Origin of the sequence: Shinella sp. WSD5-1, from assembly GCF_963942435.1 — a bacterium.
In the GTDB taxonomy this organism is placed as follows: domain Bacteria; phylum Pseudomonadota; class Alphaproteobacteria; order Rhizobiales; family Rhizobiaceae; genus Shinella; species Shinella yambaruensis.
On the sequence record NZ_OZ012596.1, the window covers coordinates 1,564,966 to 1,577,395 of the forward strand.

At 68.3% G+C, this 12,430-nt stretch carries 10 protein-coding genes; 8 read left to right on the forward strand and 2 right to left on the reverse strand.

What is annotated here, in order from left to right:
• Nucleotides 1–70: 70 nt before the first annotated feature.
• The 3 genes from ileS (at nt 71) to AABQ55_RS07495 (ending at nt 4,236) form a co-directional block, all read left to right on the forward strand.
• Nucleotides 71–2,962 carry an isoleucine--tRNA ligase gene (gene ileS, locus AABQ55_RS07485; protein ID WP_272804578.1) on the forward strand — a complete coding sequence of 964 codons (2,892 nt, stop codon included), beginning with the start codon at nt 71–73 and terminating at the stop codon, nt 2,960–2,962.
• Nucleotides 2,963–3,131: 169 nt separating this feature from the next.
• Nucleotides 3,132–3,746: a hypothetical protein gene (locus AABQ55_RS07490; protein ID WP_244767903.1), complete on the forward strand. Its 615-nt coding sequence runs from the start codon at nt 3,132–3,134 to the stop codon at nt 3,744–3,746.
• Nucleotides 3,747–3,750: 4 nt separating this feature from the next.
• The gene (locus AABQ55_RS07495; RefSeq protein WP_272804579.1) at nt 3,751–4,236 is read left to right on the forward strand and encodes a GNAT family N-acetyltransferase; all 486 of its coding nucleotides are present in this window, start codon (nt 3,751–3,753) and stop codon (nt 4,234–4,236) included.
• A gap of 55 nt (nt 4,237–4,291) precedes the next feature.
• Here AABQ55_RS07495 and AABQ55_RS07500 read toward each other — a convergent pair whose 3' ends face one another.
• Nucleotides 4,292–4,735, reverse strand: coding sequence for a nucleoside deaminase (locus AABQ55_RS07500; protein WP_244767901.1), 444 nt, complete (start codon nt 4,733–4,735; stop codon nt 4,292–4,294).
• A 70-nt stretch (nt 4,736–4,805) separates the two neighbouring features.
• Between AABQ55_RS07500 and AABQ55_RS07505 the strand changes: the two genes are divergently transcribed.
• From AABQ55_RS07505 to AABQ55_RS07515, 3 genes are read left to right on the forward strand one after another with little or no spacing between them, the layout of a single operon-like run.
• The gene (locus AABQ55_RS07505) at nt 4,806–6,695 is read left to right on the forward strand and encodes a pseudouridine synthase (protein ID WP_272804580.1); all 1,890 of its coding nucleotides are present in this window, start codon (nt 4,806–4,808) and stop codon (nt 6,693–6,695) included.
• A gap of 6 nt (nt 6,696–6,701) precedes the next feature.
• The gene (rsmD, locus tag AABQ55_RS07510; protein ID WP_272804581.1) at nt 6,702–7,262 is read left to right on the forward strand and encodes a 16S rRNA (guanine(966)-N(2))-methyltransferase RsmD; all 561 of its coding nucleotides are present in this window, start codon (nt 6,702–6,704) and stop codon (nt 7,260–7,262) included.
• A 42-nt stretch (nt 7,263–7,304) separates the two neighbouring features.
• Nucleotides 7,305–8,171 carry a patatin-like phospholipase family protein gene (locus AABQ55_RS07515; protein ID WP_272804582.1) on the forward strand — a complete coding sequence of 289 codons (867 nt, stop codon included), beginning with the start codon at nt 7,305–7,307 and terminating at the stop codon, nt 8,169–8,171.
• Between the two features lie 205 nt (nt 8,172–8,376).
• On the opposite strand, the gene AABQ55_RS07520 is transcribed toward AABQ55_RS07515, so the two are convergent.
• Nucleotides 8,377–10,161 carry a monovalent cation:proton antiporter-2 (CPA2) family protein gene (locus AABQ55_RS07520; RefSeq protein WP_272804583.1) on the reverse strand — a complete coding sequence of 595 codons (1,785 nt, stop codon included), beginning with the start codon at nt 10,159–10,161 and terminating at the stop codon, nt 8,377–8,379.
• A 110-nt stretch (nt 10,162–10,271) separates the two neighbouring features.
• Between AABQ55_RS07520 and AABQ55_RS07525 the strand changes: the two genes are divergently transcribed.
• Nucleotides 10,272–11,618 carry a TldD/PmbA family protein gene (locus tag AABQ55_RS07525; RefSeq protein ID WP_272804584.1) on the forward strand — a complete coding sequence of 449 codons (1,347 nt, stop codon included), beginning with the start codon at nt 10,272–10,274 and terminating at the stop codon, nt 11,616–11,618.
• A gap of 4 nt (nt 11,619–11,622) precedes the next feature.
• Complete coding sequence (locus AABQ55_RS07530) at nt 11,623–12,429, forward strand: 3'(2'),5'-bisphosphate nucleotidase CysQ (protein ID WP_244767895.1); 807 nt, start codon at nt 11,623–11,625, stop codon at nt 12,427–12,429.
• Nucleotide 12,430: the final 1 nt, after the last annotated feature.

A 12,430-nucleotide genomic window follows, 5' to 3' on the forward strand; every position in this document is an offset into this window, starting at 1 on the left:
GCCCATTGCATGACCTGACACCTTCCCCGCATGCGCGAAAGATGCGCGCGACGAGACGATAGCCATACCCATGACCGATACGCCCGAAAAAGTCGACTATTCCTCCACCCTCTACCTGCCGCAGACGGATTTCCCGATGCGCGCCGGCCTGCCGCAGAAGGAGCCGGAAACGGTGGCCCGCTGGCAGAAGATGGGTCTCTACAAGAAGCTGCGCGCCTCCGCCGCCGGCCGCGAAAAATTCGTGCTGCACGACGGCCCGCCCTATGCCAACGGCAACATCCATATCGGCCACGCGCTGAACAAGATCCTCAAGGACGTCATCAACCGCTCGTTCCAGATGCGCGGCTATGACGCCAACTACGTGCCCGGCTGGGACTGCCACGGCCTTCCGATCGAATGGAAGATCGAGGAGAAGTACCGCGAGAAGGGCAAGAACAAGGACGAGGTGCCGGTCAACGAATTCCGCAGGGAATGCCGCGACTTCGCCACCGGTTGGATCAAGATCCAGTCGGACGAGTTCAAGCGCCTCGGCATCGAGGGCGACTTCGACAATCCCTACACGACGATGAATTTCCACGCCGAGGCCCGCATCGCCGGCGAACTGCTGAAGATCGCGAAATCCGGTCAACTCTACCGCGGCTCCAAGCCCGTCATGTGGTCGGTCGTCGAGCGCACGGCGCTGGCGGAAGCCGAAGTGGAATATGCCGACGTCGAGAGCGACATGATCTGGGTTAAGTTCCCGATCGTGGACGGTGCCGCCGACCTTCAGGGCAATTATGTCGTCATCTGGACGACCACGCCCTGGACGATCCCCGGCAACCGCGCCATCGCCTTCTCCTCGCGCTATCCCTACGGCCTGTTCGAAGTCGAAAGCGCGCAGAACGATTTCGGCCCGCAGCCCGGCGAGAAGCTGATCTTCGCGACGCGTCTTGCCGATGAGGCAGCCGCGAAGGCGAAGCTCACCTTCAGGTTCGTGCGCGATATCGAGCCGGCCGAACTCGCCGCGCTCACCTGCGCCCATCCGCTGAAGGACCTCGGCTACACGTTCCCGGTCCCGCTGCTCGACGGCGACCATGTCACCGACGACGCCGGCACCGGCTTCGTGCATACGGCACCCAGCCACGGCCGCGAGGACTTCGATGCCTGGACGGCCAAGGCCCGCGAACTGGAAGCGCGCGGCATCTCCTCGAAAATCCCGTTCCCGGTCGACGACGCCGGCTTCTACACGGCAGACGCCCCCGGCTTCGAAGGCGCGCGCGTCATGGACGACAACGGCAAGAAGGGCGATGCCAACGAGCGCGTCATCAAGGCATTGATCGCCTCCGACACGCTGTTCGCCCGCGGGCGGCTGAAGCATTCCTACCCGCATTCCTGGCGCTCCAAGAAACCGGTGATCTTCCGCAACACGCCGCAATGGTTCGTCTACATGGACAAGGAACTCGGCGACGGCACGACGCTGCGCTCGCGTTCGCTCGCGGCGATCGACGACACCCGCTTCGTGCCCGCCACCGGCCAGAACCGCCTGCGCGCCATGATCGAGAGCCGCCCGGACTGGGTGCTGTCGCGCCAGCGCGCCTGGGGCGTGCCGATCGCCGTCTTCGCCGACGAGAACGGCGAGGTCCTGGTCGACGATGCCGTCAATGCCCGCATCATCGAGGCCTTCGAGAAGGAGGGCGCCGACGCCTGGTTCGCCGAGGGCGCCAAGGAGCGCTTCCTCGGCAATGACCATGATCCGGCCAGGTGGACGCAGGTCATGGACATCCTCGACGTCTGGTTCGATTCGGGCTCGACGCACACTTTCACGCTCGAGGACCGCCCGGACCTGAAATGGCCGGCCGACGTCTATCTCGAAGGCTCCGACCAGCACCGCGGCTGGTTCCACTCCTCGCTGCTCGAAAGCTGCGCGACGCGCGGCCGCGCGCCCTATAACGCCGTCATCACCCATGGCTTCACCATGGACGAGAAGGGCGAGAAGATGTCGAAGTCCAAGGGCAACGTCGTCTCGCCGCAGGACGTGATGAAGGAATCGGGCGCCGACATCCTGCGCCTCTGGGTGATGACGACGGACTACTGGGAAGACCAGCGCCTCGGCAAGACGATCATCCAGACCAACATCGACGCCTACCGCAAGCTGCGCAACACGGTGCGCTGGATGCTGGGAACGCTGGCGCACGACACGGGCGAGGAGATCGCCCATGCCGACATGCCGGAGCTGGAAAGGCTGATGCTGCATAGGCTGTCGGAACTCGACGCGCTCGTGCGCGAGGGCTATGACGCGTTCGATTTCAAGAAGATCGCCCGCGCGCTGATCGACTTCTCCAATGTCGAGCTCTCGGCCTTCTACTTCGACGTTCGCAAGGATGCGCTCTACTGCGATGCCCCGTCCTCGCTGAAGCGTCGCGCGGCGCTCTGCGTCATCCGCAAGCTGTTCGAATGCCTCGTCACCTGGCTCGCCCCCATGCTGCCCTTCACGATGGAAGAGGCCTGGCTGTCGCTGAGGCCCGATGCCGTCTCGGTGCACCTTGAGCAGTTCCCGGCGGTTCCGGCCGAATGGCGCGACGATGCGCTCGAAGCCAAGTGGGAGAAGATCCGCGCCGTGCGCTCGGTCGTCACCGGCGCGCTGGAGATCGAGCGCCGCGAGAAGCGCATCGGTGCTTCGCTGGAGGCCGCCCCGGTCGTCTCGATCGCCGATCCGGAGCTGCTTGCCGCCCTCGAAGGCCAGGATTTCGCGGAGATCTGCATCACCTCGGCCATCAGCGTGGTTGCCGGCGAAGGCCCGGCCGAGGCCTTCCGCCTGGCGGACGTCGCCAAGGTCGCCGTCGAGCCGAAGCTGGCGGAAGGCCGCAAATGCGCCCGGTCCTGGCGCATCACGACGGATGTCGGCAGCGATCCGGACTACCCGGACGTCTCGGCCCGCGATGCGGCTGCGTTGCGCGAGATCGGCTTCCGCCGCGCGGCATAAACGCCTCGGCTCTGTTGACGGCCGGCGCTTTCCGGCCGTCAATCTTCCCGGGTGAATTGCGCTTGCCGCCGTCATCCGGTAATGCTGCCTGAAAATGGTCGGATTTTTCCGCCATGGGACGGCGGCCGTGCCTGGGCCTTGGGCCGCCGGCCTTGCTGGAAGGGTATTCATGGGAATGACGCGAAATATTCGGGTGCGCACCGGCCTGGTCGGTCTCTTGGGCGCAAGCTTCGTTCTGACCGGCTGCATGGGGCCGACCTACGGCACGGGCAAGAGCACCGGCGAGCAGCTGGTGGAGGACCTCGGCAACGCCGCCATGTTCCGCCGCAGCAACGAAGAGGCGAAGAATATCCGTTACCAGCCCCGCGGCGGCCTAGTCGTGCCGAAGGACGCGGGCGCGCTCAGCGAGCCGCAGCAGTCCGTCGCCAACAAGGACAATCCGGCGTGGGTCGAGAGCCCGGAGGACATGCGCGAGCGCCTGCGCGCCGAGGCGGATGAAAACAGCTCGAACATCAACTACCGCTCGCCGCTCGCCTCGCAGGGCACGACGACCCGCAAGCTGTCCGCTTCCGAGCAGACGGCCGCCTACCGTGAGGCACGCCGCCTGCAGATGGGGGCCTATGCCGACAAGCGCCGCTACCTGAGCGATCCGCCGCTGGATTACCGCCGCCTTCCCGAGGAGGCCCAGGCCGATCTCGGCGAGCCGGAGCGTGTCAAGGAGCGCCGCCGCAAGAAGGAAGCCAAGGCGGCCAAGCAGAGCGGTTCCTCCTGGTGGCCGTTCTAAGTCCGTGACGGACTATCGCATTCGGGCGGCATCGGCGGGCGATGCCGCGACCATCCTGCGTTTCATCCGCGAACTTGCCGACTACGAAAACGCCCTCGACGAGGTCGTCGCGACGGAAGAGACCGTCGCCGCCTCGCTGTTCGGCGAGGGGTCCGTCACCCGTGCGGTGATCTGCGAGACGGAGGAGGGCGAGCCGGCCGGTTCCGCCGTCTTCTTCAAGACCTATTCGACCTGGCAGGCGAAGAACGGGCTCTACCTCGAGGACCTTTACGTGACGCCCGCCCATCGCGGCGCCGGCGTCGGCAGGATGCTGCTGCGCCATCTCGCTCGCATCGCGGTGGAGGAGGGCTGCGGGCGTTTCGAATGGAGCGTACTCGACTGGAACGCGCCGGCCATCGGCGTCTACGAGGCACTCGGCGCAGAACCGCAGTCGGAATGGATCCGCTATCGCCTCGACGGCGACAAGCTGGAGAAGTTCGCGACCGGATGAAATATGGAGCGTTTTCGCAATTCTCAGGAAAAGCGGAAATGCTCCAAAAGCCCGGTCAGCGCCGCTCGGCAAAAAAATCCTTCAGGATCGCCGCCGCTTCCAGGCCGCCGATGCCGGAATAGACGTCCGGCGCGTGATGGCAGGTCGGCTGGGCGAAGAAGCGCACGCCATTGTCCACCGCGCCGCCCTTCGGGTCTTCCGCGCCGTAGTAGAGCCGGCGGATACGGGCGAAGGAAATGGCGGCGGCGCAGAGCGTGCACGGCTCCAGCGTCACGTAGAGGTCGGCGCCGGCGAGGCGTTCCTGCCCGAGCTTGCCGGCGGCCGCGCGGATGACGGCGACCTCGGCATGGGCGGTCACGTCGTTCTCCGCCCGCGTGCGGTTGCCGGCGCGCGCGATGACCGCGCCGTCCATCACCAGCACCGCCCCGACCGGCACCTCGCCCCGGGCGCCGGCGGCGCGGGCTTCCTCAAGCGCGATCTCCATGAAGCGATTTGTCATGAGCGGCACGAATTCCTCTTAACCCCGGACGCCTGACCTGATAGGACACGGCAAAACGCAGGCAACACAAATGACATCCAAAGACAAGCCAAAACGGCCGGGCGCCAAGCCCGCGGGCCGTGATCACAAGCCGCGCGGCGCATCGGCCGCAGCGGGCAAGAAGCCCTTTTCCGCCGGCAAGCCGTCGGACGCCAAGAAGCCGTTCGCGGGCAAGTCCGCCCCGCGCGACGGCAAGCCCGCCCGTGCCACCAAGCCGGCGCCCGCCGCACCCGCCAGCGCCGAGCTGGCGCCGGAGCGCATCTCCAAGCTCTTGGCGCGCGCCGGCGTCGCCTCGCGCCGCGATGTCGAGCGCATGATCATGGAGGGCCGGGTCAGCGTGAACGGCACGGTGCTGGACACGCCCGTGCTCAACGCCACGCTTGCCGATCATATCGAAGTGGACGGCGTGCCGATCCGCGGCATCGAGCGCACGCGCCTCTGGCTCTACCACAAGCCGGCCGGCCTGGTGACGACCAATGCCGACCCCGAGGGCCGCCCGACCGTTTTCGAGAACCTGCCCGAGGACCTGCCGCGCGTCATGTCCGTCGGCCGCCTCGACATCAACACCGAAGGCCTCCTGCTCTTGACCAATGACGGCGGCCTCGCGCGCATGCTGGAGCTGCCGACCACCGGCTGGCTGCGGCGCTACCGCGTGCGCGCCCACGGCAAGATCGAGCAGGCCGATCTCGACAAGCTGAAGGAGGGCATCGCCGTCGACGGCGTGCTCTACGGCGCGATCGATGCGACGCTCGACAAGACGCAGGGCACCAATGTCTGGCTGACGCTGGGGCTTCGCGAAGGCAAGAACCGCGAGGTCAAGAACGTGCTCGGCGCGCTCGGCCTCGACGTGAACCGCCTGATCCGCATCTCCTACGGCCCGTTCCAGCTCGGCGAACTGCCGGAAGGCCATGCCCAGGAGATCCGCGGCCGCACGCTGCGCGACCAGCTCGGCCCGCGCCTCATCGAGGAATCCAAGGCGAATTTCGACGCGCCGCTGTTCGACCATGCATCGGTCGACGCGGACGAGAAGCCGGCGCCGAAGAGCCGTAGCGAGGCTCCGGCCTGGGGCGAAAAGCCGGCCGGCCGGCGCGAGAAGCCGGAGGACCGCCGCGAGAAGGCGCGCGCCCGCCTCGACACCCGGCGCGACGACCGCTTTGCCGACAAGCCGCAGGGCGGCGGCCGTGGCCGCGACGAGGACCGTTTCGACAGCAAGCCGAAGCGCGAACCGGCCGTGCGCGCCCGCAAGTCGAATGTCTGGATGGCGCCCGGCGCCCGTCCCGTTGCCGAGAAGAAGGCGGAAGCCGCCGAGGGCGTGAAGCGCGAGCCGCGCGAGCGCCCCGAAGGCGCGCCGAAGACCAAGCGCTACGGCCGCACCGCCGATGGCGCGCTGACGCGTTCGGCGAAGAAGTTCGACCCGGACCGCAAGGGCCCGGCCCGCGGCCGTCCCGGCGACGACCGGGCGGAAAAGCCGCGCATCCTGAAGACGCGTGACGAGGATGGCGAGTGGATCCGCGCCAGCGCGCCTGAAACCGGCGATCGTGGTGATGAGGGCCGCGGCGGTTTCGGCCGCAAGCGCTCCGGCGCCGGCGACGACCGCTCTTCCCGTGATTTCGGTGACCGCCCGCCGCGCGGCGATCGCCGGCCGCGCGCAGAGGGCGAGCGCTCCTTCGGTGACCGCCCGGCCCGTGGCGACCGCAAGCCGCGCGCGGAAGGGGAGCGTTCCTTCGGGGATCGCAAACCCCGCGCAGAGGGCGAACGGTCCTTCGGGGACCGCCCGCCGCGCCGCGATGGCGGCAAGCCGTTCGGCGGAAAACCCGGCGGCAAATCCTTCGGCGGCAAGCCGGGCGGGCGGCCTTCGGGCGGCAAGCCCGGTGGTGGCCGTCCGGCAGGCGGCAGCCGCCCGCGCGGCAAGGGGAAGTAAGCGGCCGTGCGCATCGTCGGCGGTGAATTCCGCGGCCGGTCGCTGACGACGCCGAAGTCGGACGACATCCGCCCGACGACCGACCGCACGCGCGAAAGCCTGTTCAACATCCTCTCGCACGCCTATCCCGAAGCGCTCGACGGCACGCGCGTGCTCGATCTCTTCGCCGGCACCGGCGCCGTCGGCCTGGAGGCGCTGTCGCGCGGCGCGCGCGCGGTGCTCTTCGTCGAACAGGGCGTCGAGGGCAGGGGGCTCCTGCATTCCAACATCGAGGCGCTCGGCGTGATCGGCCGCGCGAAGATCTTCCGGCGCGATGCGACGGCGCTCGGCGGCGTCGGCACGATGGAGCCGTTCCACCTGCTCTTCGCCGATCCGCCCTATGCCAAGGGCCTCGGCGAGCGGGCGCTCGACGCGGCAGCCCGCGGCGGCTGGCTCGTCGGCGGCGCCCTTGCGATCCTCGAGGAGCGTGCCGATATTCAGCCTGCCGTCATCGATGGCTACGAATTGCTGGAGGTCCGCACCTTCGGCGACACGCGCATGCATTTCTACCGCTATCGCCCCGGCTGATCCTTTCGCCGGCGCTGCCGAAACGAACCGGAGACCTGAGCCATGACCGACGCCCTCGTTTCCGCAAACCAGCCGCAAGCCGACGGCCCGACCGTCGCCATCGCGCTTGGCGGCGGCGGCGCGCGCGGGCTTGCCCATATCCATGTCATCGAGGTGCTGGACGAACTCGGCATCCGCCCGGTGCTGATCTCCGGCGCGTCGATCGGCGCCGTCATGGGCGCGGCAAGGGCGGCCGGCATGACGGGCCGGGAGATCCGCGAGCACACGCTGGCCGCCATCGGCCATCCGGGCCGCATCATGAACCGCCTCTGGAGCCTCCGGCCCACCCGCTTTTCCGAGGTCGTCGCCCGCGGCTTCCGCGTCGGCCAGTTCGACCTGGAGCGCATCCTCAAGGCCTTCCTGCCGGAAAGGCTGCCGGAGACCTTCGAGGGGCTTTCCATTCCCCTGAAGATCGTCACCGCGGATTATTACGCGCAGTGCGAATGCGTCTGCGACAGCGGCCCGCTCTTGCCGGCGATCGCCGCCTCCGCCGCGCTGCCCGCCGTCTTCCGCCCGGTGGTGATAGACGGCCGGGTGATGATCGACGGCGGCCTGTGGAACCCGGTGCCCTTCGATCATCTCCTCGGCAAGGCGGACATCACCATCGGCGTCGACGTCATCGGCCACCCGCCCGCCGGCACGGCCGGCATGCCCAACAGCATCGACAGCCTCTACGGCGCCACCCAGCTCACCATGCGCTCCATCGTCACGCTGAAGCTGGAAAAGGGCGCGCCGGACATTTTCCTCCGCCCCGATGTCGGCCGCTTCCGCGTGCTCGATTTCGTCAGGGCCGAAGAGGTGCTGGCCGCCTCCGCGGGCATCCGCGACGAGTTGAAACGGGCGCTCGACGAGAAGCTGTCGGCGGTTTGAGGCGACGGTCATAGTCCGCAGCCGGGATACCCCCCTCTGCCCTGCCGGGCATCTCCCCCTCAAGGGGGGAGATTGGATGGGGCGGTGTCTCGCCCATCTCCAGCATTGCTGATCGAGCAGGTCTTTTGCGTCTTGCCGATCTCTCCCCTCAAAGGGGGAGATGCCCGGCAGGGCAGAGGGGGGCTTTCCGGGTGACGGCCCGCCCTCAGGCACTCTCCTCCTCGTCCAGCGCCAGCTTCCTCGGCTTGACCAGCGGCTCCGGCTTCACCGGCTTGCTGTGCAGCATGTGCCGGCCGGCGGCAAGGCCCTCGACGGCCTGCAGCTCCAGCCGGTCGAGGTCGCGGCGGCGGATGTCGTCGCCGATCGCCTGGGCGTCGTCCGGCTCCACGCCGAGCTCCTCCAGCGTTTCCCGGCCGAAGACGAGGGCGGATTCGAAGGTCTCGCGCACGTCGTGCTGCACGCCCCGCCCGCGCAGCGACAGCGTGTGCACCCGGTCGTAGGAGCGCACGAAGAGCGTGGCATTGGGATATTCCGACTGCACGAGGTCGACGATGCGATCCGTCGTCGCCTTGCCCTGGGTGCAGATGGCGACGACCTTGGCCCGTTCGATGCCGGCGGCGCGCAGCACGTCCTTGCGCGTGCCGTCGCCGAAATAGATGCGAAAACCGAAACTCGCCGCCTGGCGCACGCGGTCGGTCGAATGGTCGATGACGGTGACCTCGCGCCCGCCGGCAAGAAGGATCTGCGCGGCGATCTGGCCGAAGCGGGAAAAGCCGATCATCAGCACGTCCGCGCCCGCGCCCTCGAAATCCTCCTCCATCTCCTCCTCGATGTCCGCGACGATGAGGAAGCGCGAGAGCGCCGCGGCGATCGGCGTCAGCGCCATGGAGATGGTGACGATGGCGATGAGCAGCGAGGCGAGGCCGCCGGAAAAGATGCCGGCGGCCGCGGCCGCGGTGAACAGCACGAAGCCGAACTCGCCGCCCTGCGGCAGCACGAGCGCGATGCGCACCGCGTCATTGTGCGGGGAGCCGGTGAGGCGGCAGAGGCCGTAGATGACGAGGCTCTTCACCAGCATCACGGCGGGCGTGGCGATGAGGATCGTCAGCCAGCTGGAGAAGACGACGTCGAGATGCAGCGACAGGCCGACGGCCATGAAGAACAGGCCGAGCAGGATGCCGCGGAACGGCTCGACATCCGCCTGCAGTTCATGGCGATAGGAAGAATCGGCGAGCAGCACGCCGGCGAGGAACGCGCCCATGGCCATGGAGAGCCCGGCCATCTGAAGGAGCATGGCCGCGGCCAGCACGACGAAGAGCGCGGCGGCGATCATCGCCTCGCGCGCGCCGGTACGGGCGATCACCTGGAACAGCGGGTTGAGAAGGTAGCGGCCGGCGGCAAACAGCGCCGCGATGGCGCCGATGGCGATAAGGAAGTCCTCGAAGGCTGTCGTCGTGTCCTGCGGCGCCTGCTCGGCGAGCAGCGGGATCAGCGCCAGCAGGGGCACGATGGCGAGGTCCTGCAGGAGCAGCATGGAAAAGGCTCGCTGGCCGTAGCGCGTGTTGGTGTCGCCCCGTTCGTCGAGAATCTGCATGGCGAAGGCGGTGGAGGAGAGCGCAAGGCCGAAGCCGATGATCAGCGCCCCGTCCCACCGTTCGAGGCCGAAGGCGAGCGTCAGGCCGGCCAGCGCAAGGCCGGTCACGACGACCTGTGCCATGCCGAGCCCGAAGATGTCGCGCCGCATCGCCCACAGACGCGAGGGCTTCAGCTCCAGCCCGATCAGGAAGAGCAGGAAGACGACGCCGAGTTCGGCGACGCCCAGCAGTTCCTCGCCGTCGCGGATCTGGTGCAGGATCGGGCCGATCACCACGCCGGCGGCGAGATAGCCCAGAATGGTGCCGAGACCCAGCCGCTTGAAGATCGGCGCGGCCAGCAGCGCCCCGCCGAGCATCATGAGGACCTCGTTATACGGGCTGTGGGTATAGGCCATGCGGAGGGCTTTCTTCTGAAGGGACGCCGGCAACGCGGCAAAAAAGGAGCGGCCTCCCTTGATGCCCGTGCGACTGCACAATAAATGGGGCAGCAAAGAAAGGCCAAGTCATGTCAGAGACGATCGATTCCGCAAGCCTTCTCGCGCGTGCCGGTGAACTCATCGACCGCGCCGTTCAAGCAGGGGCGGATGCGGCCGATGCCGTCGTCGTCCGGGGCCGCTCCTCCTCCGTCAGCGTGCGGCTCGGCAAGGTCGAGGGCACCGAAGCCTCCGAGAGCGACGACTTCTCGCTGCGCGTCTTCGTCGGCAGGCGCGTCGCCAGCGTCTCGGCCAATCCGGGCTTCGACCTGAAGGTGCTCGCCGAGCGCGCCGTCGCCATGGCCAAGGCATCGCCGGAAGACCCCTATGCCACGCTCGCCGACAAGGCCGATCTCGCCAGGGACTGGCCGGACCTCGAGCTCTTCGACCCGACCGAGGTCTCGGCCGAGCAACTGGCCGAGGCGGCGCTTGCCGCGGAGGCCGCCGCGCTTGCCGTCCTCGGCATCACCAATTCCGGCGGCAGCGGGGCCTCGGCCGGCATGGGCGGCCTGGTGCTCGCCACCTCGCACGGCTTTTCCGGCGCCTATAGCGCCAGCCGCTTCGGCCGCTCCGTCAGCGTCATCGCGGGCGAGGGCACGAAGATGGAGCGCGACTACGACTTCGATTCGTGCCTCTATTTCGCCGATCTGCGCGATGCCGGGGACATCGGCCGCGAGGCGGCCGCCCGCGCCGTGCGCCGGCTCAACCCGCGCCAGGTGCCAACGGCGAAGAACGTCACCGTCGTCTACGATCCGCGCGTTGCGCGCGGCATCGCCGGCCATATCGCGGGCGCGATCAACGGCGCCGCCGTCGCCCGCAAGACGAGCTTCCTGCGCGACCGCATGGGCCAGCAGGTGCTGAAGGCGGGCCTGTCCGTCACCGACGATCCGCTGATCGTGCGCGGTTCGTCCTCGCGCCCTTTCGACGGCGAGGGTGTGCGCGGCCAGCGCCTCACGATGATCGAGGATGGCGTGCTCAAGCACTGGTTCCTCTCCACCTCGACAGCCAACGAGCTCGGCCTGAAAACCAACGGGCGTGGCGTGCGCGGCGGCACGGCGGTCAACCCGGCCTCGACGAACCTTGCGCTCGAGCCAGGCGACATTTCGCCGGAGGACCTGATCCGCTCCGTCGGCACCGGCTTCTATGTCACCGAGCTGATCGGCCAGGGCGTCAACATGGTGACGGGCGAATATTCCCGCGGCGCCTCCGGTTACTGGATCGAGAACGGCGAGCTGACCTTCCCCGTCTCGGAGGTGACGATCGCCTCCAACCTCGTCGACATGTTCCTGCGCATCACGCCGGCAAGCGATATCGACCGCTCGTTCGGCGTCGCCGCGCCGACGCTCGCCATCGAAGGCTTGACGCTTGCCGGGACGTGAGACCATGCCGAGCCCCGCCACCGCCTGGACCGCCGACCTCGATCTTCTCACCGGCGCCGCGCGGCTTGCGGGGGCCCGGGCGCTCGACTTCTTTCGCAAGGGACCGGAGGTCTGGTGGAAGAACGGCGGCCGTTCGCCGGTGAGCGCGGCCGATTTCGCGGCCAACGACATCCTCAAGAAGGAGCTGCTCTCCGCCCGGCCTAACTACGGCTGGCTCTCGGAGGAGACCGACGACGATGCCGGCCGGCTCGACTGCGAGACGGTCTTCGTCATCGACCCGATCGACGGCACGCGCGCCTTCATCGCCGGCAAGGACGTCTGGTGCGTCAGCGCCGCCGTCGTGCACAGGGGCCGCCCGGTCGCCGGCGTCCTCTTCGCGCCCGCGCTCGACGAGCTCTTCACCGCGGCGGCGGGCGGCGCGGCGCTGAAGAACGGCCAGCCCATCCGTGCGACCGATCCGGACGCCGCCCGCCCGACGCGCATCGCCGCGCCGGAGGACATGGCGCACGGCATCGACCGCTACATGATCGGCGGCGTCCAGCGCATCTCCCATGTGCCCTCGCTCGCCTATCGCCTGGCCATGGTGGCGGACGGGCGCATCGACGCGACATTGGTGAAACGCAATTCGCACGACTGGGACCTGGCGGCCGCCGATCTCATCCTCGCGCAGGCCGGCGGGGCGCTTGTCATGCTCGACGGCGAGGCGCTGTCCTACAACCGGCCGACCGTCAGCCACGAGACGCTGGCCGCGGCCGGATTTTCCCGGCTTTCCGGGCTTGTCGAGGCCTCCCGGCACCTTGCCGGCCATTGAC

Excerpts from the sequence above, each read along its gene's own strand:
- ileS (WP_272804578.1), top strand. The coding sequence starts at position 71 with ATGACCGATACGCCCGAAAAAGTCGACTATTCCTCCACCCTCTACCTG.
- AABQ55_RS07490 (WP_244767903.1), top strand. The coding sequence starts at position 3,132 with ATGGGAATGACGCGAAATATTCGGGTGCGCACCGGCCTGGTCGGTCTC.
- AABQ55_RS07500 (WP_244767901.1), bottom strand. The coding sequence starts at position 4,735 with ATGACAAATCGCTTCATGGAGATCGCGCTTGAGGAAGCCCGCGCCGCC.
- AABQ55_RS07505 (WP_272804580.1), top strand. The coding sequence starts at position 4,806 with ATGACATCCAAAGACAAGCCAAAACGGCCGGGCGCCAAGCCCGCGGGC.
- AABQ55_RS07515 (WP_272804582.1), top strand. The coding sequence starts at position 7,305 with ATGACCGACGCCCTCGTTTCCGCAAACCAGCCGCAAGCCGACGGCCCG.
- AABQ55_RS07520 (WP_272804583.1), bottom strand. The coding sequence starts at position 10,161 with ATGGCCTATACCCACAGCCCGTATAACGAGGTCCTCATGATGCTCGGC.
- AABQ55_RS07525 (WP_272804584.1), top strand. The coding sequence starts at position 10,272 with ATGTCAGAGACGATCGATTCCGCAAGCCTTCTCGCGCGTGCCGGTGAA.
- AABQ55_RS07530 (WP_244767895.1), top strand. The coding sequence starts at position 11,623 with ATGCCGAGCCCCGCCACCGCCTGGACCGCCGACCTCGATCTTCTCACC.